The sequence below is a fragment of the Paenibacillus radicibacter genome (assembly GCF_024721995.1).
In the GTDB taxonomy this organism is placed as follows: domain Bacteria; phylum Bacillota; class Bacilli; order Paenibacillales; family NBRC-103111; genus Paenibacillus_AM; species Paenibacillus_AM radicibacter.
Window position 1 is genome coordinate 504,360 of sequence record NZ_JANQBC010000002.1, and the last position, 25,803, is coordinate 530,162.

At 40.2% G+C, this 25,803-nt stretch carries 24 protein-coding genes; 4 read left to right on the forward strand and 20 right to left on the reverse strand.

Annotation, left to right across the window (positions count from 1 at the left end):
• Positions 1–7: 7 nt before the first annotated feature.
• From NV379_RS07645 to NV379_RS07660, 4 genes are all read right to left on the reverse strand, one after another.
• A complete protein-coding gene (locus NV379_RS07645) occupies positions 8–448 on the reverse strand; it encodes a DUF1992 domain-containing protein (RefSeq protein ID WP_258206687.1) in 441 nt (146 codons plus the stop codon).
• 200 nt (positions 449–648) lie between these two features.
• Positions 649–4,323 (reverse strand): family 10 glycosylhydrolase, encoded by a 3,675-nt coding sequence (locus tag NV379_RS07650; protein WP_258206688.1) that lies wholly within the window; start codon positions 4,321–4,323, stop codon positions 649–651.
• Between the two features lie 367 nt (positions 4,324–4,690).
• Complete coding sequence (locus NV379_RS07655; protein ID WP_258206689.1) at positions 4,691–5,374, reverse strand: TerC family protein; 684 nt, start codon at positions 5,372–5,374, stop codon at positions 4,691–4,693.
• A 51-nt stretch (positions 5,375–5,425) separates the two neighbouring features.
• The gene (locus tag NV379_RS07660) at positions 5,426–6,349 is read right to left on the reverse strand and encodes an AEC family transporter (protein WP_258206690.1); all 924 of its coding nucleotides are present in this window, start codon (positions 6,347–6,349) and stop codon (positions 5,426–5,428) included.
• Between the two features lie 251 nt (positions 6,350–6,600).
• Between NV379_RS07660 and NV379_RS07665 the strand changes: the two genes are divergently transcribed.
• Positions 6,601–7,257, forward strand: a complete 657-nt coding sequence (locus tag NV379_RS07665) for a class I SAM-dependent methyltransferase (protein ID WP_258206691.1) — start codon at positions 6,601–6,603, stop codon at positions 7,255–7,257.
• Positions 7,258–7,303: 46 nt separating this feature from the next.
• On the opposite strand, the gene NV379_RS07670 is transcribed toward NV379_RS07665, so the two are convergent.
• The 8 genes from NV379_RS07670 to NV379_RS07705 form a co-directional block, all read right to left on the reverse strand.
• Positions 7,304–8,737 carry an ABC transporter substrate-binding protein gene (locus NV379_RS07670; RefSeq protein WP_258206692.1) on the reverse strand — a complete coding sequence of 478 codons (1,434 nt, stop codon included), beginning with the start codon at positions 8,735–8,737 and terminating at the stop codon, positions 7,304–7,306.
• A 148-nt stretch (positions 8,738–8,885) separates the two neighbouring features.
• Positions 8,886–9,770, reverse strand: a complete 885-nt coding sequence (locus tag NV379_RS07675; RefSeq protein WP_258206693.1) for a carbohydrate ABC transporter permease — start codon at positions 9,768–9,770, stop codon at positions 8,886–8,888.
• The gene (locus tag NV379_RS07680; RefSeq protein WP_258206694.1) at positions 9,763–10,686 is read right to left on the reverse strand and encodes a carbohydrate ABC transporter permease; all 924 of its coding nucleotides are present in this window, start codon (positions 10,684–10,686) and stop codon (positions 9,763–9,765) included. Before NV379_RS07680 ends, NV379_RS07675 begins: the two co-directional genes overlap by 8 nt.
• Before the next feature lie 169 nt (positions 10,687–10,855).
• Positions 10,856–12,199 (reverse strand): response regulator, encoded by a 1,344-nt coding sequence (locus NV379_RS07685; protein WP_258206695.1) that lies wholly within the window; start codon positions 12,197–12,199, stop codon positions 10,856–10,858.
• Between the two features lie 10 nt (positions 12,200–12,209).
• Positions 12,210–13,958, reverse strand: coding sequence for a sensor histidine kinase (locus tag NV379_RS07690; RefSeq protein ID WP_258206696.1), 1,749 nt, complete (start codon positions 13,956–13,958; stop codon positions 12,210–12,212).
• A 240-nt stretch (positions 13,959–14,198) separates the two neighbouring features.
• On the reverse strand, positions 14,199–15,413 hold the full coding sequence (locus tag NV379_RS07695) for a GDSL-type esterase/lipase family protein (protein ID WP_258206697.1): 1,215 nt from the start codon (positions 15,411–15,413) through the stop codon (positions 14,199–14,201).
• A 78-nt stretch (positions 15,414–15,491) separates the two neighbouring features.
• Positions 15,492–16,184 carry an N-acetylmuramoyl-L-alanine amidase family protein gene (locus NV379_RS07700; protein WP_258206698.1) on the reverse strand — a complete coding sequence of 231 codons (693 nt, stop codon included), beginning with the start codon at positions 16,182–16,184 and terminating at the stop codon, positions 15,492–15,494.
• A 503-nt stretch (positions 16,185–16,687) separates the two neighbouring features.
• Positions 16,688–17,269: a TetR/AcrR family transcriptional regulator gene (locus tag NV379_RS07705; protein WP_258206699.1), complete on the reverse strand. Its 582-nt coding sequence runs from the start codon at positions 17,267–17,269 to the stop codon at positions 16,688–16,690.
• Between the two features lie 160 nt (positions 17,270–17,429).
• Between NV379_RS07705 and NV379_RS07710 the strand changes: the two genes are divergently transcribed.
• Positions 17,430–17,681, forward strand: a complete 252-nt coding sequence (locus NV379_RS07710) for a hypothetical protein (protein WP_258206700.1) — start codon at positions 17,430–17,432, stop codon at positions 17,679–17,681.
• Positions 17,677–18,081, forward strand: coding sequence for a class I SAM-dependent methyltransferase (locus NV379_RS07715; RefSeq protein WP_258206738.1), 405 nt, complete (start codon positions 17,677–17,679; stop codon positions 18,079–18,081). The genes NV379_RS07710 and NV379_RS07715 overlap by 5 nt, the downstream gene beginning before the upstream one ends.
• A gap of 1,135 nt (positions 18,082–19,216) precedes the next feature.
• Here NV379_RS07715 and NV379_RS07720 read toward each other — a convergent pair.
• The 5 genes from NV379_RS07720 to NV379_RS07735 form a co-directional block, all read right to left on the reverse strand.
• A complete protein-coding gene (locus tag NV379_RS07720; RefSeq protein ID WP_258206701.1) occupies positions 19,217–19,354 on the reverse strand; it encodes a hypothetical protein in 138 nt (45 codons plus the stop codon).
• A 177-nt stretch (positions 19,355–19,531) separates the two neighbouring features.
• Positions 19,532–19,642 (reverse strand): YjcZ family sporulation protein, encoded by a 111-nt coding sequence (locus tag NV379_RS07725; protein WP_258206702.1) that lies wholly within the window; start codon positions 19,640–19,642, stop codon positions 19,532–19,534.
• A 399-nt stretch (positions 19,643–20,041) separates the two neighbouring features.
• Positions 20,042–20,245 carry a GrpB family protein gene (locus tag NV379_RS26160; RefSeq protein WP_373426092.1) on the reverse strand — a complete coding sequence of 68 codons (204 nt, stop codon included), beginning with the start codon at positions 20,243–20,245 and terminating at the stop codon, positions 20,042–20,044.
• A 243-nt stretch (positions 20,246–20,488) separates the two neighbouring features.
• Positions 20,489–20,602: a 50S ribosomal protein L36 gene (rpmJ, locus tag NV379_RS07730; protein WP_078498971.1), complete on the reverse strand. Its 114-nt coding sequence runs from the start codon at positions 20,600–20,602 to the stop codon at positions 20,489–20,491.
• A 645-nt stretch (positions 20,603–21,247) separates the two neighbouring features.
• Positions 21,248–21,361 carry a YjcZ family sporulation protein gene (locus tag NV379_RS07735; RefSeq protein WP_258206703.1) on the reverse strand — a complete coding sequence of 38 codons (114 nt, stop codon included), beginning with the start codon at positions 21,359–21,361 and terminating at the stop codon, positions 21,248–21,250.
• A gap of 373 nt (positions 21,362–21,734) precedes the next feature.
• Between NV379_RS07735 and NV379_RS26260 the strand changes: the two genes are divergently transcribed.
• Positions 21,735–22,085, forward strand: a complete 351-nt coding sequence (locus NV379_RS26260) for a C39 family peptidase (protein ID WP_506737377.1) — start codon at positions 21,735–21,737, stop codon at positions 22,083–22,085.
• Positions 22,086–23,389: 1,304 nt separating this feature from the next.
• Here NV379_RS26260 and NV379_RS07740 read toward each other — a convergent pair.
• The 3 genes from NV379_RS07740 to NV379_RS07750 all read right to left on the reverse strand — a co-directional run bounded on the left by NV379_RS07740 (position 23,390) and on the right by NV379_RS07750 (position 25,673).
• Positions 23,390–23,923, reverse strand: a complete 534-nt coding sequence (locus NV379_RS07740; protein ID WP_258206704.1) for a 2'-5' RNA ligase family protein — start codon at positions 23,921–23,923, stop codon at positions 23,390–23,392.
• A 218-nt stretch (positions 23,924–24,141) separates the two neighbouring features.
• A complete protein-coding gene (locus NV379_RS07745; RefSeq protein WP_258206705.1) occupies positions 24,142–24,639 on the reverse strand; it encodes a VOC family protein in 498 nt (165 codons plus the stop codon).
• Positions 24,640–24,668: 29 nt separating this feature from the next.
• Positions 24,669–25,673: a sigma-70 family RNA polymerase sigma factor gene (locus NV379_RS07750; RefSeq protein ID WP_258206706.1), complete on the reverse strand. Its 1,005-nt coding sequence runs from the start codon at positions 25,671–25,673 to the stop codon at positions 24,669–24,671.
• Positions 25,674–25,803 lie beyond the last annotated feature (130 nt).

Consider the following 25,803-nt stretch of genomic DNA (forward strand, 5'->3'; position numbering starts at 1 on the left):
CTTATCCTTAAATCCATTTCGGATACTGCAAAACGATCGAGTCACGAGCTACAACATTACGCTGCATACTCGGAATTGGTACTAATGTATTATATTTGCGGATACGGATATTAATTTCGATAATTCCTTTATCAATGAGCTCATCGGATTCCCCTGATTCCATCTGATTCATCACAACTTGAATCTGATCACGAATTTCATGCTGGATCGTAAGCCATGCTGGTAAGACATTCGCATTAGCGAGTACACTGCCCAGTGGATCATGCGATTTAATATCTAGTGGTCTACCTTTAGCGCTTAGGCTTTCATAACCACCATTTTTCTCAAAATCAGCAAAGATCTGACTCATCACATCACCTGTACGTCTCTCATGCAGAATTGTCTGGGCTGCATCTTCACGAACTTCCGATTTCATTCCACTTTTCTTTTCCTCACTTTTGAAAAACATGTTCATCTCCCCTTTTGCGAAGTTCGATTACACCATAGAAGATCGCTATGGAAGCGCGTTCTCTTTACTTCTATCGTATCCAAACTAACCACTAGAATCATCTACTCTTTGAGTATTTTCGTGACTGTTTTCTGACAATTCTAATATGGGTAGACAAAAAAACACGATCCCTCGAAAGAGACCGTGACATTTAATACAATCTACTGAAGTGCCTGTGCGAGTCGGATCAGCAGGTCCGCTTGTTTCGCTTCGATCTTCTTCCCTTTTTGAGCGGAAACTTCGTTTATATAAGCTTTGTAATTTCCTTTTTCCAGCTTCTTGAGAAGTGAATTGATAATGCCCTGCTTACCCGGCCCAGTTACAGAACGCTCTGTTAAATTTACAAGACTCTTGTTCGTCACCTGAATGGTGTACGATGCATTCTGCGATGTAGTATTACCTGCTACATCCGTTGCAGTTGCTGTAACCTCGTGTGTACCAAGCTCTAATTCATAGCCAAATCCTTGTACTAAAGGTGTTGAGCAATTACTGTTAGCAACTCCAGATAATACATCCTGCGCTTGGCACGTAATTATGATCATCTGATCTACTTCATACGTACCCGCTCCTGTCACTTGAATATGAGGCGCAGTCTTATCTATAGAGATATCGAGCAACTTAATAGCTTCAATATTCCCTGCTAGATCGATGGAGCGATAAGCAAACGTGTGCTTACCCTCAACTGTTAAGGTTATAGGTGTTGTGTATGCTAGCCAAGTCTCTCCACCGTCCTGACTAACTTCTGTACGATCTACACCCATTCCATCATCTGATGCTTGAAGTGTGAGCACAACATCTGAGCTGAACCAACCGTTTACCTGTTTCCCTTCAAGGCTAGGGGTTGTTACAGGTGGCGTACTATCTACGATGTTACTTAAGGTCACGCTATTGCTTGCCACACTTTCATTATGAATCCGATCCACAGCCGTTATTACGTACGTATAGGCTTGACCTGCGACTGCAGCATGATCCACAAACGATTGTGCAGTACCTGCTTGCTTACGTACTTTGGCGAGGATATTTGCCGGATCATCCGTACTTCCTGCTGCATTCCCCTCATAACGATAAACCACGTAGTAAGCCGCATCTTCCGATGGTTCAACTGACCAGCGCAATTGCACACCATTTGCAGTCGCTGCAGCTTGATTAAGTACTGGCTGTAACGGAGCAGTATTGTCTAGCCATGGCATAACAGGCACAAGTGCTTGATTCTTATAGATTTGACCCTTTAGACGATCGGAGAATCCAAGCAAATTCGCTTGCAAGCTCTTCGCACTGAAATATATACTACCCTTAATTTCGCTAAAATTACGGTTGTAAGCGATCTGATTTGGCATCTCATCTGGATTCATCCAAGCAGGATCACCAGCGCCAATCCGATAAGCCGCATGACCGATGTATAATTGCGTTTTGCGCCCTTGTACTTGCGCTCTCCACCAGTCGGTTACCTTCTCGTAAGCAGCTGGCGAATAGCCAAAGTACCAATATACTTGAGGAGTAATATAATCAATCCATTCCTCTGTCACCCACTTGCGTGTATCTGCGAAAAGGGCGTTGTAGCTTTCTAAACCATTCGTATCCGAACCATTCGGATCACTGGATTTATTTTTCCAAATACCGAATGGACTAATACCGAACTTCACGTAAGGCTTTGCTTGCTTGATTTGTACTGATAAGTTCTGAATGAATGTATCTACGTTGTAATGTCTCCAGTCTGCTTTGTTAGCAAATCCAGTCCCATAAGCAGTAAAAGCCTCACTATCTGGGAAATCTACACCTGATACTGGATATGGGTAAAAATAATCGTCAAAATGAACCGCATCAATATCGTAGCCATTCACAACTTCCATCACACTGTCCGTAATGAACTGACGAGCTGCTGGTACACCCGGATTGTAATACAGCTTGCCACCATAGCTAATTAGCCAATCTGGATGCTGCTTTGCAGGGTGATTATCTACAAGCTTACCTACTTGATCCTGCATACTTACGCGATACGGATTAAACCATGCGTGGAACTCCATGTTGCGCTTGTGTACTTCCTCAATCATGAATGCCAGTGGGTTATATCCTGGATCTTGACCTTGAACACCTGTTAACCACTCTGACCAAGGACCATATTGAGATGGGTAAAAGGCATCTGCTGTCGGTTTGATCTGCATAATAACCGCATTGATCCCTTGTGACTCAAGATCATCCAGCATCTTAATGTAATCGCGCTTCTGCTGCTCTGCATTTGTCACGCCTTTGGCTGGCCAATCCACATTATCTACTGTTGCGATCCACGCTGCTCGCATCTCATGCTTAGGCGCCGCAACTTGATTATTCACAACGACTAGGAAATCACTTGTCTTCCCACCATACGATGCCATAATTCGCGTCGTCCCCACTTTCTTAGCTGTTAACAACCCACTACTCGTAATCGCTGCTACATCGGAATTGCTACTTGTAAATGTAACCCCGCTTGTGATCTCAACTGGAGCATCCATTAATGTGTAAGTTCCCATCACTTTCCCCTGGCGAGATTCCCCAACGTACATTGCACTTAATCCCGTAAGTTCAATCTTTTGCAAAATTGGAACGGGATTTGTAACAGTAAGCATGTAGGTCTTCGATACACCACCATAAGACACCGTAATCGTACTTATACCTGCTTTAAGTGCACGAACGTTCCCTCCACCATCAATGGAAGCGACAGCCAAATCACTGCTAAGGAAATTCACGCCACTTGTCAATTCCACAGGTTCATTCGTACCTACGTACGACGCGAACGTACTAATTTTACTTATCTGCCCCACTTCTAGCTTACTCGTAGCTGCTAGTTCCAAACGCTGCGGTATTGGCGGCTCTGTACTTACTATTAATTGAACCGATGCTTGTGGCGCACTGCCATAATCTGCTGTAATCGTAACCGTTCCTGCTGAAAGTGCAGTTACATTCCCTGATCCATCCACTGTCGCCACACTCGGATCACTACTGGCATATACCACACCACCATTTAATAGAGTCGGCGCACTTGCACCTTCATAAGTTGCATATGTCTGTACTGCCTTGGACTCCCCTACTTGAAGCGGTGTTAATCCAACAAGATCAAGTCCATATACATTCGTATCATTGTAAAATGCACGTAATCGGTCAAAATAGATCGTGCCTGCATTCTTGTTATTATCCTTCGTCTCCACCACATAAATTTGATTTAGTTTAATCGGTGTCTTCATCGTGCTCGGCACTCCTGCCGTCACATACTTCCACCCCGACCAACTAAGCCCGATGCTTGATGTAAAATCGACCGTCAACTTCGTTCCTGTCGCATCTTGCAATTGACTGCGCAGCCAATGATTATTGCCATCCCCATACACCCACATGCCGATTTTGCGTGGTAATCCTTCAATGGATCGTCCTGCTGATCCGTTGCTATCCTTGAGGTTGATGTATGCAGCTGAAGTTCCTAATTGTCCTGTAAAATCGTATGTAAGCCCCACAGCATGATAACCATCCTGAACTGGATCTGGACGATTCGTGAGTACCAAGTTAACCGAATTCGCCTTCGCTGAAGATGGTACCATCACAGATGTCGATGTGGATTCGAACTCTTCCACAATAGTACTTGGGATTGCAGCCATAAGCGCATTCATCGTAAATGCTGATCCCTCATCTTCCACAATCGCTGCAGGTACAGCTGGATCATCCATCTCCATCATGACTGAACCATCATCTGCAGTCTCTGCCAGTGCCTGTTTTGAAGCGCTTACATAAATCGGTGATAAAGTCCCTAACATTAGAATGAAAGCCACAAACAACATGATACATTTACGCTTTACTTTGGATAAAGCCAACACTAATTTCCCCTCCCTATCATAATGGTTGTCATCCTGCCCCGAGGAATATCATCCTCTTAACCATGAGTTTAGGCTAAACCCTAGAAAATGTAAATAATAATTTCACAATTTTATGTATTATTTGAAATTTAATTTCAACCTTTGATACCCACCTCCTATTACCAATTTTATAAAGGTAAAAGTGTCATCATTTTGGGACGAGCGGAGGTGGATTCTAAGTAAAGCAGTGCGACACGCAAGTTTGGAAACGGTCCTTATTGTAGAATAATAATCATTTAAAATCAAAGAGCCCACAGCACTCAAGGACTTGTCCTCCGGCTGTGAGCTCTTACTCTTTTCCCTTAAACGTTATCGAAATAATTTCTTACACCGCATGCACAGACTTTGCTCTCTGCTTCTTCTGTAGCATTCTACCTGCCACAATAACCCCAACTGCTAACATAACCGGAATCACATAATGGAATGCCGCAGGCAGTGTCGCCATACTTGCTTCGATCATATGATCGCTCATAATCATCTCCCCAGATGTGTAACCAAGCAGTGCCACTCCTAATATCACAATGAATTTAAAGCGTTCCATCAGCATCATTAGCAGCTTACTACCCCAGATAATAAGCGGGATACTCACTGCAAGTCCAAGACCAATCAATAAGTAATTTCCATCCGCCGCACCTGCAACAGCAAGCACGTTATCCAAGCTCATAATCAGATCCGCGAATAGAATCGTCTTAATCGCCGAACCTAGGTTACTACTCGACTTAATATTCTCGTCTTGCTCCTCATTTAACATAAGCTTAATCGCGATCCATACGAGCAATACACCGCCTAATACTTGAACGAACGGGATATCTAGCAGCCATACCGCTGCGAACGTTAAGATAATCCGTAGAGCAATCGCTCCGAAACTTCCTAAGAAAATTGCCTTCTTCTGATGTTCCGCTGGTAAATTGCGACAAGCAAGTGCTATCACGACCGCATTATCACCGCTTAGTACGATGTTAATTAACACAATTTTAAGTAATCCAAGTAACAATAATTCATATTCCATATCTACGATGACCTTCCCCTCAAACATCTCTTATGTTGTGATTTGTTTTTGTCAAAATAATATTTTGGCTGCGTAGACGACACCTGTCACCGTTATGCTGCTTAATAGTGTCGAGAGCAGAACCGCTTGCGCCGCCGTCTCGGGGTGATTCCCATACTCGAGTGCAAATACGGCGCTGTTGCGAGAAGTTGGGAATGAGCTTGCGATTAGCAGTGCTTGCGCCGTCGTCCCTTCAATTTGGAACAACAGAATTAGCAAGAATGCAATAATCGGTGAAATGATTAAACGTCCTAACAAACTAAAAATTAACACTACACTCAATCGTTTGAATTGTAAATATGCAGATTGCGCACCGAGTGTAACTAGAGCAATCGCAAGGAACGCATTCGCAATATTTTGCAAGGGATTCCAAATAAATGACGGGATTGGGATCATGAGCCCATGCATGAGCATACCGAGTAGAAAAGCGTAAATCATCGGATTCTTCGCTAGTTCTTTCACTATTTTGAGCCCTTGGCTTTGAGCAGACACAGCGTTCATCAGTCCGTATGTATTCGTCAGTAGGTTTTGGTAGATGGACACGACCACTTGCACCGAAAGCCCGAGCGGATTGTTGTGAAAAACAAGCTGACTGACCGGCAGCCCAAAGTTACCTGAGTTACTTAGGACAACGCTGTTCGAGAATATCGAAGACAAACCCCTATCGAAATGAAACAGTATAGATACAATCTTACAACCAACAATCAGGACAAACGTTTGCAACACTAGAAAACCAACAATCTGAATCAGTAACTCTGCGTCGAACTGACTTTCATAAATATTTGTAAAACTAACAGCTGGCAGCAGAAAAAAAGCATTCAACTTCGACAACGTGTTCATGTCAAAATTAAACTTTCGATGCATCACTACACCTGCTGCAATGAGCAGAAAAACAGAGACAATCACATTCAGGACGATCATAAACAGAACATTCATAGTCAATCACTCATTCTTCTATGATATCAACAATCAATAGTAAAGCGTTTTCATAATACCACTCGATAAGTATAGCGAAAAGTTTATGAAGATTAATTGTAATAAGGTTATAAAGTGTATTTTGTTCATATTGTTTACGAGTGCGAAATTTCAAACATAAGAAGCTCGGCAAGTATTAATATCCTTCGGCACAAGCTACTGCTTCACAGAATAATACTGTAGAAAGTTATTTCGTAAAAGGAGGATCTTACATGCTTACCCAATTGCAATCCCGATTTTTCAAACAGTCCGATCCCAAAGTGAAAGAGTTTATATACCGATTACCTCAGTCTTGGTGGAGCAGATTTTATGAATATGCCTGGTGTGCTTCCTTTATTGAATCGAGCGATACGGCATTAGATGCGGCTTGTGGAATCCTTCATCCTTTTAAATTCGTTCTCGGTCGGAGTTGCCAGCATGCATATGCTTGCGATTTGGACCCTCGCATCCTTTCATCAGACAGCATCATCGATGATATTCGAATGGAAATTAGTGAAGAGGCCGCCGTACAGGTGCAAGATGGTGCATACATGGAAACTCATCTCAGTCATGCCAACCTTTCGAATCTTCCTTACGCAAATGATTTTTTTGATAAAATATTTTGTATTTCCGTGTTTGAGCATTTGAGCCTTGTGGACATGCAGCTTGTATTACAAGAATTTCACAGAACACTTAAGGACGATGGAATCGTTATCCTCACACTCGACTACCCAACTATTGACCTCAAGATCTTTCAATCATTTGTTCAAAATGCTGGTCTAGAATTTTTCCCTGAAGCTGACTTTGAACTACCGCTTGATGCGTTACATACGGACTTATGGGGTGGATTGTATTGTTTTCGAGCAGTACTTAAAAAAAGCGGTTTTTAGAAAGCAAAAGGAGCTAAGCGATAATCTCGCCTAACTCCTTTATTTATTATTGAATCTTAATTTTATCAAACACTTCTTCCTGCAACTTCTTCGCGTGGAACTCCATCCGCTCTTTCAAGTTAATATCTTTTACAGTGAAGATTTCTTGTACAAGCTCTGCCATCTCAGCGTAATACTTTTGTGTTTCGAATTGAGATTCTGGCTTACCTTCGAGCAGCGTCAACAATTGTGGATCATACTTATACACATTGTCATGCTTCGCAATCATGTCATTATACTTCTTGCCATACTCTGAATCTTCTTTCCAATAATTCGTTAATTGCGGCACGAAGATTTGCTTCTTCTCCTTACGGGAAGTGATCTCGGCATCACGAGCATTAATTGCTTCTTCAGTAAATGCTTCGTCTGAGATCCACTTGAATGCTGCAGGTTGATCCTCTTTATCCACTAGACCACTAATAATTTGGTACGTACCGCCAAACACTCCAGTATGCTTGCCACCCTTCTTCATCGATGGGATCGGGTAAATCGCCAGATCATCCTTATTCATGCCACCTTGGTTAATCGCTGTATCCACGGCATTCCCGCTACCACACAGAACCATTGCACCGCGCCCTTGATAGAATGCGGTTAAGGCATCCATGTAGCCCAAAGCCCAATTTTCAGGGATTACATTGGCATCCTTTAGCTTTTTATAAAATTCAAGCGCTTGTAAACCCGCTTCTGAGTTAAATGTAGTCACAACTTTTCCATTCTCAACTTTCTGAATATCCCCTCCTGCTGCGAACAAGAAGTTCGTCCAGTTCCAACCAGACTCCGTTCCCTTACCCATTGGAATAAATCCGGCGATCCCTTTGGCTGGATCATTTACTTTTTGCGCAATATCGAAGAAATCGTCCCAAGTCCAATCCAGCGGAGGCATCGCAACGCCTTTATCAGCAAGCAGCTTCTTGTTAATTGTCACAGTCATCACATAGCCGTCTAGAGGCAGTCCATAGATTTTATCATTCACTGTAAAACTCTTTGTCATAAGTGGATTCAAATCATTCTTGAATTTCCATTCATTTAGAAAAGGTGTCAGATCAAGCGCCCAGTTATGGTCCGCTAGCATCTTGCCTTCTGAAGCATAAACCTTAATTACGTCAGGCACGCTATGGGACGCCATTTTGACTCCAATTTGGGTAGGATCATATTTCCAGTCATCCTTCGAAATCTGAACGCCCGGGTACTTTGCCTTATAACGTTCAATCGATTTTTCAATCTGCTCATTCTCTGTCTTCTTATCTGGTGTCTCCATCTGAACCGTCAGTTTACCTTTAATTGCTGCATTAGTAGCCTGCCCAGTAGTAGTCGCACTAGGTGAGGTCGTGCTTGGAACCGTACTAGAAGCAGTGCCTTTATCAGGCTCTTTGCTACCGCATCCTGCCATTACCGATACCATGGCAACTACGGCTACGACACTTATTAATGTTTTTTTCACTCGTGATCCCCCTCAAAGTTTGATCATTTGTAATCCTATAAAGCGTTTTTCGTAAGTGCTTACAATTTGAATTATAGATGGCGTGAAGACATCCTTGCGAGGTCAAATATTAAGTTCTAAGAGTCAAATATTATAAAGTAAAGCGGTATTACCCTTTAATGCCCGAGACATTTAACCCCCGCATGATATACTTCTGCATGAATAAGAAGAACACGACTGGAGGCAGCATGGCAGATGCTAATAAGGCAAAGCGGACATTCCAAGGAATTTGAGTACCTCCGACTCCACCTGCTATTACATATCGGTAAATAACTGTCGCTAGCGGATACTTTTCTTTGGAAGTAATCACAAGTGATGGCCAATACCATTCGTTCCACGTTGCTGAGAAACCTAATATGACGAGTGTTGCAATGATAGGTAACGATAAGGGGATTGCGAGCTGCAGATAGCATCTTATTTCGGAAGCTCCATCGACCCTCGCTGCTTCGAACAATTCTTTATGAATACCGTCGAAGAAGGTTTTAAGTAACAACAAGTTGAAGGCATTAGCACCCGCAGGCAACCAGAATGCCCAATAGCTATTCAGCAGACCTAAGCTTTGTAAGTTGAGAAAATTAGGGATCAAATAGCTGTTGGTCGGAATGAGTAAGGTCGATAAGAAAAATAGTATAAACCATTTTCGATAAGGCACTTTTAGATGAGATAAGCTGTATGCAGCTAAACCCATAAAGAATATGGAGAACACCATATTTCCTACAAAGATGATAATCGTATTACGCATATACGGCAGAAGATTCATCGTATCCCAAGCTTCCACATAATTGTGCCAAATCCATTCTTTTGGGAAAAAAGGAACTGGAAATGTAAACATCTCTTGTTTGGTTTTGAGTGAAGAGAATAACGTATTCAGAAAAGGATACAGCATCGTAACACCTAACAAGACGATAAAGAGACACATGATTACATAGCCAATTTTGACTCGAGGCTTCTTCAGATCATAATTCGAGATAATTCCACGTTCCCAGCTACTCATGCCCTACACCTCTCCGTTGCAATTTTTGATATAGGAAGGACAATCCCAGCAAAGCAATGAACATCATAACCCCCATCGCTGACGCTTTACCGAAATCCATATTGACAAAAGCTTGACGAGTCGCCATCAGCATATACGTTAGCGTCGCATTATTCGGACCTCCATCTGTCATCGCCATCTGTGCTTGGAAACCTTGTGAAGTATTGATTAATTGTAAAATGAGCATGAGTGCGAGCAGTTTCTTAATCCCAGGCAATGTAATATGTCGGATTCGCTGCAATACGGACGCACCATCAATCTCCGCTGCTTCATACAAATCCTTCGGTATGCTCATAATGCCAGCCAGATAGATGAGAACCGCAGCCCCGAACTGCTGCCAAGTCTCCATAATTACAATAGATATCATCGCCATATGATTGGAGAAAAAGCTGATCTTGTCCAGATGCAAGGACATTAGCGCACTGTTGATCGGACCGATTGGATCATAGAACCATGTCCACATCCCGTATAGAACAATAGATGGGATAATGCTTGGCAAATATCCGATCACTCTAGCGATACCTTGAAACTTTCTTAGCTCCGAGACGCAAATTGCCGTTAAGGCTGGCACCCAGAAGCCAATTACTAGACATAGAGCCATATAGGATAGCGTATTGATGATCGCTGTTTTGAACTGACTGAGTGCAAGAATTTCCCGGTAGTTATCGAGTCCGACGAATGTATTCGGATTTACGAAATCAATTTGTTGGAAGCTAAAAATAATTCCTTTGATAATAGGCATCCACAAAAATAACGAGAAAATAATGACCTCTGGCAATAAGAAGGCTAATCCCCAGAAATACCAACGGGACTTTTTCTTCCAAGTCGATTTTCTCACAACCTTTACATCCGTCTTAACCGCAACTTCCGTCGCCATGCCGTTACACATCCTTCCTCTACTGTATTTACAAGTATAATTTAGCGATTGTTCGATCACGACGACACATATTAAGAACTTCAGGACATATTTTACTTAATCACGCAAAATAGACCCTCATCTATGACATGGAGCCATAAATGAAGGTCCTAAACGGAGTTAGAATAAATTAGTGTTTCACTTCCGAAGTGCTTATGCCAAAATATTTTTTAAACACCTTTCCAAAATGCTCGGGTGACTCATATCCAACTAGCTCTGCGATTTCATAGCGCTTCTTATCGGTATGCAAGATGAGGCGCTTGCCCTCTTCCATCCGCAATTGAGTGACGTAATCCCATACATTCAACCCAACATGCTTCTTGAATAAATAGCTCAAATAATTGGAACTGAGATGCACGGAGTTCGCTATATCTTGAAGCTTTAATCCTCTACGCATATAGAACTGTTCGATGAATGCCATTGTTTCTTTAATGAATGTGTTATGTTCCTCGTGAGCGACCGTTTTTCCAACGTTTGACCCACCCACATCAACCTGAAGTACCTTTTCATGAGTCTCGAGATCACCGAAATACAGCACCGTGTAGTCTTGCGAGTTCTCCCCCCACTTTAATGCAGCCTCAGCCTCGCCGTACATGGTATAGGCGTTTTCAATCCCACTGTGAATTCGACTCATGCCAACTTTACATTTTACATTGATAAAGGTTTGCAGATTCATGAGCAGCGTATTGGAAAGAATAAATAATTGCTGTTGCGCTGGAAAATGAGCTGAGTTAATCTCTTCGCTGTCAAACGGCAGCAGTACGATGATTTGATTATTCATTCGGTAAAATGTTAGTTTCTCGCGCTTGTCGAGGGATTCTTCAATAATATTCAAACATGCATACTTGAGTAAATTCTTATCTCGGTATGACTTGATCTTATCATTATTGAACCCAGCACTATTCAGATCCAATTGGAAAGCTAGCAAGCAATAATAAGAACCTTCAATTCTTTTACCTAGATGAGTCAGAATATCTGTAATCTCTTCTTGATCTATTTGCTCGTTCAAAATTTCGTTCAGTACATAGTTTTCGTTCGTCAGAACTTCTTTTAATGAAAATTTATCGATCAAATCTGTGTCTAGCGAATATTTCGCACGTTCTTGCTTACCTGCCAGAGCTCTAGAAACGGTCTGGAGTAACTGTTCTTCTGCAATGGGCTTTAATAAATAATCCTTAACTCCAAAATGTAAGGCTTTCTGTGCGTATTCAAACTCCCCGTGTGCGGAGAAAACAATGATTGGAATCGCTGGATTATCCATGCTTATCGCTTGGATCAGCTCGATTCCGTCCATTCCACTCATCTGAATATCGGTAATGACGAGATCAACCTGTTCAATGCGCATCAAGTCCAGTGCTTCAAACCCATTACCCGCAGTCATCACTTCCCTAATCGCTAGTCCTGATTGGAGTAAAATGGCGGAAACTCCCTTACAAATTCTAGGCTCGTCATCAACAACCAGTATGTTGTACATCTATGCAACCTCACTTTGTATCTTGATTGGATTCATCTATTACAGCCGGTAGAACAATCGTAGCTGTCGTGCCACCTTCTGTATTAATTGAATAGAACAATCCATATTCCGGTCCAAAATGGAGCGCTATCCTTTTATGAACATTCTTAATACCATAACCTTCACCAGATGTTTTCCCATCGAGTATTTGTTGTATTTTCTCCAAACTTACTGGCTTGTAACCGTTGTCATGAATGGAGATGAATAGAATGTCAACACCTGATTCGTCGCTTTTCTTCATACGTATCTCTATTGTCAACTTGCCTTCATTCTCCATGTTCTTGATTCCATGCAGAATCGCATTTTCAACTAAAGGCTGCAAGGAAATCTTCGGAATGAGATAAGAACCTGTCTCTTCCTCCACTTCCCAAAGCACCTGAAAAGAATAATAATAACGATTCAATTGAAGTCTTAGATATGCTTTACAGTGATTTAATTCCTCTTCTAACGTGATAACGTTCTTACCTCGACTTAATCCAATTCGCATCAGCAGCGACATGTCACGTATCATCTCAGAAGACTCAGTAGCTCCCTCCATCTTGCTGGTCCAATAAATGGACTCGAGTGTGTTGTATAGCAGATGGGGATTAATCTGACCATGGAGGATTGTCAATTCCGCTTCCTTTTGTTTCAGTTCAAGCAAATACTTTTCACTAATGGTCTGATTGAGTCTTCGTGTCATCTCATAGAAGTGCGTACCCAGTTCTCCGATCTCATCTTGCCTTTTGGCTTTAGATAATTTAGAAGATACTGGCGCACCCGGTTCATATGAACGAAAAAGTTGAGCAAGCAAGCCTAATGGCTTTAGAACCGTATTGAAGAAATAGACGAAGATGATCATGATGATCACAAAGTAAGCAATAATAAGTACATCCACAATCCGCTTGACCACGATATGATCCTCGAGAATTGAAGTCACTGGTGTTTTGACAAAAAGTTTCGTATTAAACTCCATGCTATGATGAATGGCGAATAACCATCGTACCCCATCCATGTTCTCTATATGTACGCCTTCTGCTAGTAGAGATACATCTTCTGGGAGATGAACGTCTTCCCCTATGATATTGGACTGTTCACTGGAAAGAAGCTCATTGGATGCGTTAACGAGCGCCATCATCCCATTTTGGGGCAACTCAATAGGTGCCAAATCTTCGATCATCATATTTTCAAGACCGGTTACGACCAAGACACCCATGCATTCCTCGTTGTTCTCTTTACTCGTTACACTGCGTATATAGGCAACCGTATTCTTATCGCTATTGTGATTCTTAATAATACGAAGTAAGCCTTTACCCTTTGCAATCACAGCTTCGTCGAACCAATCGGCTCGATTAGGAGACTTGATATAGAATACACCTTTGGATTGTATAGTCGTACCTGCAGCAAATTTATATTCCCGTTTATCATCGATTATAAAGATAGAGAAGTTCAAAGACATATTCGAGTACTTGAGCATTTGTGTATCAAATACGAGGAATTTCTTGAGTCTGTCTAATTCTGAAATTTCAGACATTGAAGGGATCTGCTGGATCGTCTCAGAGGCAATTAAACGTTCTGTTGCTTCATCCACGTTCTTTATGACTCGATCTAATGTAAGATGGCTGGTCTTAACTAATTGAAGCAAGGTATGCCCCACCTGGGTTTCTGTCGTCTTTTCCAACCGAATCGTAATCTGCCAGCTTATGAGTAAGATCGGTAGGACAACAAGAAATAGCAACATGATAACAAATTTTCTCTTGAGATTGAGTCGTATCATGTCTATTTTCCTTTCAAGAATCGAGAATGATATTAACTTGATTATAGCGAAAAGGATTGCATTATACACTTCAATTCTAATGGATTCAATTAAGCTGTATACAAGTCAAATAATAAGATAATGAGGTCATATATTATGCATTATTTACTCTTTAACACAGAAAAGGCATTCGATCCATCTGACCGACTGCCTTCTGCCAATGCCCTACTTTACGTGTCCCTTCAAGTAGTCTAGGAGTAACGGATAGAAATCCGGCTTAAAATGAATGCCGTTGTTCGCGTGATGGATTTTGTTAGCGGTGAAGAGTGGTGACAGGTCCACATAATCGACTTTGACTTCATCGGCCAACTGTTCAAGCGCTTGATTGAAGTCCGTAATGTTCGCATATCGCGGCTCTTGCTTCAGGGCTTCCTCAGCGACTGGCGGGATCGACAGGATGTGAAGCCTGACCTTCGGCAGCTTATTCTGGATGCTGCCGATCAACTCGCGATAGCGCTTGAAGAATTTCTGCTTGTCCGATAATCGGATGTCATTGCTGCCCAGCAGAATGAATACATGCTCCGGCGCCCGGCTGACGAGTGTCTCGATGTTTAGGAGGGCTAGATCAAGCGTCGCACCGCTCGGGGCGATGACATTCGTCGAATCAAGTTTGTTCAGATAGGACAACTTCCCCAAGATGGAATCTCCTAGAAAAATACTGTGCCTAAACGCTGCTTTATAGGCTTCGTTCGGGTCGGTGAGCGCCGGACCGCGCGGTTGATTGACTAGATCCGTCTGCTCCTTCAAATAGCCCAGCAGGATTGGGTAGAATGCGTTCGTGAAATGAGAGCCATCTCCATCGTATTGAATCTTGTACTGCGTGAAAATGGGGGCAAGGTCAATGAAGTCTATTCCCTTTTCCTTTGCCAACTTCTGCAGGGCTGCGTTGAATGTTCCAATCTGTTGGTTTATGTTCTCACTGCCCGGCGATGTGGTATCTAGCGGCGTAATCGACAGCACGTAGACGCGCGCCACCGGCACTAGTTCCCTTATACGATCGACCAGCTGGGTGTATTGCTGAATTAACCTTCCCTTCGCATCCTCTGTCGGCTTCAAGAGATCGTTCTGCCCCATTGACAGGAACACGCGCGACGGCTTACGGCTTGCGATCTCTTCGACGTAGTCCAGTGTAGATTGGATCGTTGCACCGAGTGCCCCCATAACGTTCGCTTCAGGCAACAGATCATCGTTCACCAGTCCTCCGATAATGGAGTCACCTACGAATAAGCTGCTGCCGAACAATTCCTGAACGCTACCCGCAGGCGCTTGCGTCGCAGCGGGTTCAGTCTGACCCTTGTCATCGGCCGCGCCGCAGGCAACAAGAGTCGATAGTATTGCCGCTGACAGAAAAATGCTTACCCATCTTTGTACTATTTTCATTCCCAATAACTCCCTTCTTTAATTTGTGTTTCGATTCGTTCCTCAAAATTCACTTTGACGCTTTCTACTTGACTCTCTTTAATTTAATTTCAGAGCTTCTTTAATTCCATCCAGAATGGAGCTTGCCATCCGGTGCTGGAAATCTTCCGTCAGCATTTCATTCTCTTCTTTCGGATTAGTTAAATAACCCATTTCAAGTAGAACCACTGGCATGTTCGAATCCTTCAAGACGAAGAAATCCTCTTTCTTTACTCCTCGGTCTCGAAATCCGCTGGTTTGAACCATATGCTTTTGCATAATTTTCGCTAAGAATAGGGAATCTTCATCATAATAGTAGGTTTCAGTACCTGAAACACTAGGATCTTCGTATGTATTCCCGTGAATGGAAATGTGCAAATTTGCACCTAGTTGATTTGCGATTTCCGGTCGTTCCCTGTCAACCGAAGAAATAAAACGATCCTCTGATCGCGTGAGATACACCTCAATCTGCGGCTCTTGTTTCGCCAATTCTTCCACCTTACGCGCTAGCTGCAGCGTAAAATCCTTCTCAAAATTTCCACTAGCGCCTGTTGCACCCTTATCCTTACCGCCATGTCCTGGATCAATTACGACCTTATATGGCTTTTTGGCTAGCGTTCTTATCTCATCCGAGCCACCATTCAGGCTGGCTTTACGGTCGCTTGCTGTCCCCTCCCCGGAAACAAGGTGATACAGCACAACGATCACCATCACAGACAAAAGGATGATTTTAATCGAGCTGCCTTTCTTCATGCATTCTCTCCTCCTCCTGAAAAAAAATATAATCAGCGGAGATAAAGATAAGGTGCAAATTATATCAAATTATGGTGTAGAAATAGGCTTAGCTGCGGCAAACAAAAAAAGAGCTGTTCCTCGCAGATCCGAAAAAGACCTACAAGGATAGCTCCCTATTTCAAAGATTGTTGCAGTGTTTATGATGGATCACGAATATTGCAAATTTCAGTAGTGAAAACCCCTTTTTTACAAGCTGCGTGGCTTACGAAAGATGAAAATCTTTTATTTCCTAATGGAAAGCGGCTATGAAGAATCACAGAAATTGAGAAATCCTCTCACAGGAATATGAAACTATTATGCAGGTATTCATATTATTCATTCGATCAATTAGCAAGATGAATATTATGTATAAACATAACAAATTTCTTCTGAGTAAATTGGTAATTGCGTTGAACTGTGACCCGAAAGGTGGCCCCTTTGAAAAAAATTGCCCACCTTTCGGGTCATTTGCATTTCAAAGGCTATGCTTTTCCGATAATTCCATAGAGATACAGATGATGAATATGCTTAATCGCTGTAGATATATCATCATTAAATTCTAATCTACTCCCCAACATATTAAGCGCGTCGATAAAGGCTAAATATGTTTCGGTTGGTATTGTACCGTCAATCATGTTTTCTCGTTTTCCTGCTTCTATATATTCACAATAAATTTTCCTTTTCTTCTCGTTTATGCTTTTACTGAGTAAGTCAACTAGTACAGGGTCGCCAAGCGCCTTTTGGGAAAAATATTCGGAAATAGATAGGTTGATGTGTTCTGTGCAAAGCAAAAGGGCAGATTCGAGTTTTTCAACGAAGCTAATGTTTTTCGTCAAAATTTCTCCTGCCTTTTGCAAAGTGTCACTCATTATAATATCGGCGCACTCCACGATTAGAGCTTCTTTGCTTCCGAAATAGTTGTAAATGGATACCTGCGATACATGGGCAAGTGCCGCAATCTCTTTAATGCTGACGCTTGTAAAGCCATTTTCTTTGAAAAGGGTCATGGCCGCTTGGATAATCGCCTTTTTCTTTTTCTCGGTGGTCATTTCATATTTGTTCATATCCTCACCTCTCATAAATGCAAGTATATCACAGAAAAAACAAACTTTGAAACATAAATGACCATATTTCAAAGTTGTTGACAAGGATAAAGTTAACATCTACAATAAGTTTGAAATATTCCTTATAAAATTTCAAACTTAAGCAGTTATGGAGGAAACAATGAAAAAAAATAGAAAACTGGCAGGGTTTTTGGCCGGAATACTAATTATTGGAGTGTGTTGCGGAATGTATTATCAACCTTTTATGAATTACTTATCTTCACAAGCGGCGAAACCAACGGGATTTGTTGGAAATGTTATCACAAAAATATGGTCAAATTATTTCCGTGATTTAAGCAAATGGAGATTTAAACGAACAGCATACAATTCTCGATGTTGGTTTTGGCGGCGGCGCAAACATTACATATATTAAAGAGCATAACAACGATAGTATTGTCTACGGAATTGATATATCTGATGAAGCTGTCAGTACTGCAACTGATTTGAACCGTAAGTATGTGGATTCAGGAGAAGTCGTATTAAGAACTGATGACGTTGCCTATATGCAATTTGAAGATGGATTATTTGACCTCATTGTTGCAACTCAAACACATATATACTGGGGGCAATTAGAAAAGGGGCTTTCGGAGTGCTTTCGGGTATTAAAACACAATGGAACGCTCTTAATCACAAGTGAAATAGACAAAGTTGAATATCATCTTCCAGAATATAAAAATCCAAACGATTTTGTATCGCTTCTGGGCGCGACTGGTTTCACGGATGTCAATGTAAAAACTAACAATAACTATATAGCGTTTATATGTAAAAAATGAGATGGAACTTATTCACAAACTATTAGTATGGTCACAAACAATTCATTCACCGCATATAAATATTCAATATTGAATATTTATATGTGGTGAATGTTAGCATATTTTTCTCGTTTTCTTTGATACAATATTATCATCATTTATTTACAAATTATCAACTTTTGTGTGGTGTCATATTTAGTGAGAAAACAGCAGCGAAAAAGCTAAATTTATTAAGAGGTGTTTTCATAATTATTGAGAGAATTGATTAGGGCAATGAAGGTAATGGAAGTAATTATCATATTTACTGAGAATATCTGCAAAAGACTCTTTGTATGTTTATGCATTTAAATGTATAGAAAATAATTAGGCTTAAACATACAAAAAATAACCCGATCTGCTGATCGGGTATCTTCTAACACATAACAATATCACAAGTGATTAGCTGGAATTTTATAATTGTTGTTTAAACTGCGTTTTGAATATAACTACGTATTTTAATTGTCTCTCGAAGTCCAGGAATTTCAGTGCCAGCACAAACTAACTTTTTTGGTAGTGAGATAATAGTAAAATAAATTTCTCAAAACTTTTGTCACAAAATATGTGAGAGTTTTGTATATCGTCAACTACCAAATTAGAAATATTTTAGTTCTCATCATAACCGTAAGTCACTTAATTAATTCTGAAGTTGTCCTATTAATTGAGATAGTACTATCTATTAACTCAATCATACCTTGTATTAGTGATCCAGAAATTTAAAGGTAATTATTAGTATATTAATATAATGAGTGCATCGCGATTATCTCGACAATATTTCTTCAACATAAAAGTCTTCCCGTTTCGAGATTTAGCTCTAATAAAATAAAACATCTGACCGATTTCATTCAGATACTTCTTAATTTACTAATGCGTCGTCTCTTCATAGCTTAATTGTGAACTCATTTTAGCCCCATTCCAAAATATCATTTAATATTTAGAAGTATCGTCACAAAAGTTGACTTTTATACATATAGGTATTTATAGTAAACGATAATTCAGTGTTGTCAACTGGAGTTAGCGACATTAATGTTCCTACATTAATGTCATAATTTTATCTACATAACTACTACAGCTATATTGTTTGCCTACTGGCTGCTCTAACCTATGCAACTCACCATTTTTACACCATTTCATCCAAGTTTCTATTTTTGTCTTTTCGTATATGGATTTGCGCCATAACTTCTTTAACGGGAACACCAGCCAATCTCATTCCAATAGCTTTCATCTTTATTTCTTTTGGATAACTTATTCTTGACATGACAAAAACACCTCCAAGTTTGTCCCTATATCTTACAACATAATGGGTATCACTTGAAGGTGTTTTGATTTGTCTCACGCTAAGGGTTCAATCCCCTTATATTACATTCTATTATGGTTTATCTTTTCAACCATATTGTGCAACTAATAATTACCAAAAGAATAAAAAGAAGTAGTATTACCATCTACATATTGAGCAACTAATAATTACCAAAAGAATAAAAAGAACTAGTATTGAACTTGTGGAATTTCCAAATCCAAATCCTCCAAATCCTCCAACTTCACCCATATAAGACCCCTCCTTCCATCTTTCGAGATATAATATGTCCCATAAAATATTGTGATTGGATGAAAGCACTTGGTTATTCGTTTATTTTGTTTAGGTGGAAAAAAGCACTGGTTAGGTGCTTGTCCAACCTTACCGTGAGATTATCTTGATGTACTCCTAAGCTAGCTTGCTCCACCCTTTAGACTTTGCCTTATTATTGATTTACCTCCAAGACCCGTCTACATGTTGTTCCATCTTAAGGCGGTTGATGCACCGTTCAATTTCTAATTGTACTCTCTCCTGTAATTCCATATTTCACCCCCGAAATAGGCGGTCCACACTGTATTTGGCTCATACTATGTAAGGTGTGATACATCGGTAGAGGTTTTCACCCAAACAGACTGAATTTCAATCATTTGCCTAAATGAGCAGTGCTGTTGAGGAAAGTCTATATGCGTAAGCGTAAGGAAGATTAGTTTGAAGTTTGTAGGTGGGAAAGTTTGACGCCGTACTGCCGATATGTTCTATTCTTAGCGCTATTTTAGAACTGAGAATCTTGGTTAAGGTTTGTTTTTCATTTTTAAACTGTGAAGTCCAATTTGCAACGTAAGGAACAACCGTGATTGGATATAATTTACCAAACTCTCATCTATACATCTTACCAAGGAGTCTTTTTAGTTCTCAAACCCGATATTTCACCCTAATAGGAATGCTGCCCGTTGAGCAAACAAGAACAGGATCGTAGACATCTTTATGATGTTCTCGATTCCCGTTAGTTCAAACATGAAAGAAAATCATGAATTGATTTTTGACTATAAAAAAAGGAACACTGTAAATTATGCTACAGTGTTCCTACGAGGTAGAGGATTAACCTTGTCTTTGCTTGTGTTTTGTATTCTCGCAGATGACCATGACGGTTCTATTTCTTCTAATGGTTTTACATTTTTCACAAATAGGTTTTACAGATGGTCTAACTTTCATTAGAAACCCCTCCTTGCCAGATTACTTTTAATCTGCAATCTGCCCTTTTTCAGTATAGAAATGAGTAAAGACATAAGTATATAAAATTATTATATATAGTATATTAATCTATAATGCAAATCCATTGATAATCACTGGAAATGAAGATGTTTTAGTAGGCAACGTCAAGAATTATGTGTAAATGAAGATATCCTTGTCGGTTTGGCCAAGAGCAGTGAAACTTACAACTCAGCTAAAGTATTTCTGCAAGCAGCATAAAAGAGTTATTTCACCAGCTGATGCATTCGCAGGATGGACATGAAGCACGGAGTATCGGAAGACATTACGCAAAAGGGCTCGGGCTCGTTCCGTTAGAAAAACCGACCTCCCCCCTCTTTATGATGCTGGAAATTCGTTTGTTCCCTCAGACGAGAAGATGTCGTTTATCCAATTTTCACGGTTGCTACTGCTCAATAATCTTCCAAGCGCATGGCTCATTAAACTATCTTTTCTGAGGAATGGATTCGCAGTTTTTATCGAAAGTAGAGTTACAGTTTCTGGTTAATCAACAGGCGTGATAAAAAAGACCACAAGATAAGAAGCTCTCGCGGTCCTGCTCTTATTCATTCCAGCCCAATAAATAAGAAGCCGTGGTGTTGGTGGGAATTAGAATCTAAACATCGTACAGCTAATAATTACCAAAAGAATAAAAAGAACTAAGATAGAACCTGTGGATGTAAAGCCACCGCGGAATCCCCCAAATTCGCCAATTTCCCCCATGTTAATTCCTCCTCTCCTTAACTCAAAATATAATATGTCTAAGATACTATTTTGATTGGATGTATTTACATGATATCATTGCTTCAAATTTTTAAGCGCCAGTAAGAATGCTCCGTCTCTACATAACCTTACCCACCCAAAATCATCCAAGCTAATGTAAGTTCATTAGCCTGTTTATTAACCAATAAAATACAAAAACGAATAGCAAAAAGGACGCCTTTTCTGTAGAATCGTTTGTACCACCAAAAGATTCAATAATGAAAGAGGTGACCTCATGAAAAAGTCTACCACATCGTATACTTTTCCAATTAGATTTCCTTGTTAAAGCTCAGACAATTCTTCATACCAGTAATTTCTATAATCATGTTCATGCTTGGATTTAATTATTTCTCTACGTTGCATTACGTATTATCATGTTGTACTGATTTCCCTCCTTACGTTTCCCTTTTCCTATTATACGATCAAGCAACTCGCCCTTGCATGGTCGAAATATATTGATCGAATTGATAATAATAGGCCTGAGGCAATTAGATTTGACTATAATACTAGTGCAACTTTTACTAGTTATCATTTTGTTGCTGGAGTTGGATATGATACTTCTGACAAGACAGTCGCCGTTAAAAATCCGGATTCAGGACAAAATAATACTGGTGTCCAATGGTTTTCTTGGGATGCAAATAAAGATTACATCGAATTAATCCTATCTAAGTACAATGGTTATTAAAATCCCCCTTCCCCTCCCACCAATTAAGTAGCTTAAAGGAGACAAATGAATAGACCCAAAAAGCATTTAATATTGATATTGCTCGCATTTTTGACAGGTTGTATTCCTGTAAGCCATGAAAACGATCATACTATTCATAAATATATAGGCGAGAATAACCACTGGAACATTATGTTGTCTTTAATAGCATATAATCCCAAAAGCATAACAATCCCACACCTATTGGAAATACAACCGACGGATACAATGGATGATAGTGTCACTTTCGAAATACCACGTTACCACATTAAAGGTAATGTAAGTGAAGAACAAACGCTTACTTTCGATTATCAAACCGTGGACCGACAGTTCAATAGAACCAATCGTTATCATCATCCATTCTAAATATGGAACTGATGAGATTCCTTTGAAATACTGGACTGCCATGATTAGACCCACCGGATATGGAAATAGGTTAAATAATAACTAATATGGATACAGTGCATTGATACATGTGCTGTATTTTTGTTTATGTAATCCCGTAGAAAGATAAAGGATGTTTTTCAAAGAGATCTTATGGGTCACTTTTTGATAATCTAATCCTTGGAGTTCACTTCAGGTCAAGTAGCACCATTAAAACTTCATCTTGTCTGCTTGATCTTCACTATGTATTTAGAACGTATTGGAAATTAGCATATAGTACGAGTTATCTTGAATAAACTTGGGTGTTTTTCATATAAACCACCAACCTATACAATGTTAGTAAAATAATGATAATGTAGGAACATTTATGCACTCTTGTGTGACATAAATGTTCCTACATAAAAAAAGAAAAGCCTGATTTATCAGGCTTTTAATCACTAAGTTATGTTGGCACTTTTATGTCATTGGACATTGTCCGATATTAATTATTAGATCATCGATCATGCCCCCATCATAAAACTTCTCCTTTAAATAATTTCTCACACCCGAACTTCCCAATTGGAAATCGGCGACACCCTCTATAAAAAGTAACTAACTAATCAGAGTGTATGGGAATTTAATTTGTCCCAATTGCATAATCAGTGGTTATTACCGCTCCATAATGGTATTTTGTTCCTGAGTTTACATTTCCACACGTTTTGGGGTGAACAGCCACTGTAGAATACCATGTGGGTACAGTTCCGTGATATGTTAGGGATTATGAGGCTCGTTGGTTAGACAGTAAATAATGATTTGTTAAACTATCCTGCCAGTTAGTTGAGCGAAGCGCATAGAAACGAAAACAAGCGATGATCGGTTCCATCGCCGCTCTATTGTACCCTTTAGCTGAATCACTTCACTGGTTAGCGACCAAATTGGATATCTTCAAATGGTATGTACTTGTTTTTTTCAATTTCTTTATATACCCGTACGAAATTGACGTGAAAGGTTGGAAAAGGAGCTAGGGTGTAAATTGCTGACAGCTTCATTTCTTCAATCTCAGTTTCTTTCATACCCCAATAGGTTTGCCCCAAGGTCAAATGAGGATGAAAGTTATCCAATTCAAAGTAACGATCGATCAGCTCTGGTGACGGAGATACTGTATCCACCAGTCGCTTGTGCAAATCATATACTTCTTCCGATTCAACACTAAGGAATGTTACGGCATTCCCAAACGTTGCCGGCGCTGACATAGATAAGACAAAGCTTTTGATTGATGAGCAAGTTTCCCTAACATTATCCAGCCAACGCATATCTTCAGTAAGTCCGCCCTGAGCCTTTACAGTAATGTGGGGTTCCACAACATCGTTTAAACGATTACTAACCCAGCGATTACGAAATACCGCAATTTGCTCTTTATATTCGTCGGGAGGGACAATACCAATGAAATATTGCATATCACACCTCACAATATTTTGAAATGATGTAATTTACCACTTCAGCCTCTTAATTCTTCAAGCAATTTTCATAATCCTGCACGTTAGCATAATAAAAACAAGAAACAGCTGCCGCGGCAAACTATTCCTTTTTTCGTTGAGCTATCGTTCTCCATTAGTTGAATAAAATTATAAGGTAAGAAGATAAGTATGAAGAAAACAACAGAAAATATATTGATTTACAATTGAATAACACTGATCATATTTCCGTTATTATCAGTGAGATCAAAACGTTTAGGCTCACCATTCCTTAATTCTGAAACTGCTACTCCGTTTTTCTCGAGTTTAGCCCTTACTTCTTCTACATCTCTTACAACAAAATTGAACGGGGTGTATTTATTAATTGGTTCAAAATCTGAGATTTGGACTAAATGAAATCCGCAGTTAGGGGCTATTGCCAAACCAGCCATTCTTTCGTTGCTCCAACGCAAACCGAACCCAAACATAGATTGGTACCACACTAACGAATCCTGAAGATTCTTCACTGGTAGAAAGACTGCATCAATACGATCAACAAACTGTTCAATAACTTGTCCACTCATTGAAAAACCACCTTTAAATGGTAATATTTGCTTCTTTCCCACAATACAGCACATTCGTTCATGTGTAAATATGTGTTTTGCTATCCTGCCGACTAGCGTGGAAAAGGCTACATATTTGTTGCGCAAAACTGCCATTTAGCTTAATGAATGTCAATCATCGCTTGTTAAACTTGACCATGATGGATGATGTTGCATGCCGAAAACATATTCCCGTCAGGGTCGCTAAAACCAAAGCCCCCTAAACCCTCTCCAATTTTATAGTTAAGATCTCCAACATTGACTCCTTGATCTGATAAGAACTTGTGAAACCGAACTAAGTCAGGCACATAAAAATCAATCACACTGTGTCTGATGTTAGTGTTTGTGTTATGGAATCCTAATTTGTTGCTTACATCATCCGTTTGACACAAAAACAACGTTGGAACTCCAATCTTGTTGCTTCCTTGTAAATGCAGCATTGCATCTGCCGTTGTTTCATGTACGACTCTTGTGCCAAGATTCCTGCAGTACCAATCAATCGATCTCTTCAGATTTGAAACGGGAATTTCTATCGTAGCAATTCGAGGAATAATTCTCCACATGACATCATCATGAAAATCTTGCCCTACTTTCTTTTCTTCGAACATTTCTTTCATCACAGCAACCAACTCCTTCTTTAATTTGTTTTTCGAACGTTTGATTCTGCTCTCGACTGCGCTCACGGAAATATTAAGTAAAGCACTTATTTCAGTAGAGGAAAACCCGCTTATAAAATACATAATCGTGACTAGCCGTTTCGGTTCGTCTAACTGGTCGATGGCTTCCCATACCGATACCTTTGTCAGATTACGTTCAACCATTTTTTCCACGTTGGTTTGGCTATCCGTAACGTTGTGATACATCTCAAATGAATTCATAGGAAAATCTTTCGACTTGCGTAGCCAGTCTAGACATAACCTTCTGGCAATTGAACAAACCCATGCGCCAAACTTATTTCCGTCCTCAAGCTTGTTAAGATGAAACCAGGCTTTTACAAACGCTTCTTGAGCCAAATCCTCTGCATTGTGAAAGTCGCGTACTATACTTAATGTGGCGGCATACACAGCATTTGAATACTTTTTCAATAACGTCGAAAAAGCATCCATGTCTCCACGTTTAGCCCTTAAGACATATTCATCATCGTTTAGCACAACCCCAAACTACCTCCTTGATCGTGTCTCTAGAATTAAGACGTAATTTCTGTATGAAACCAGTCATATTACATCAAGTTTTTATGAATTCTAGTCTGCCTACCAAGAAATAAATCGATAGCAGCACCAC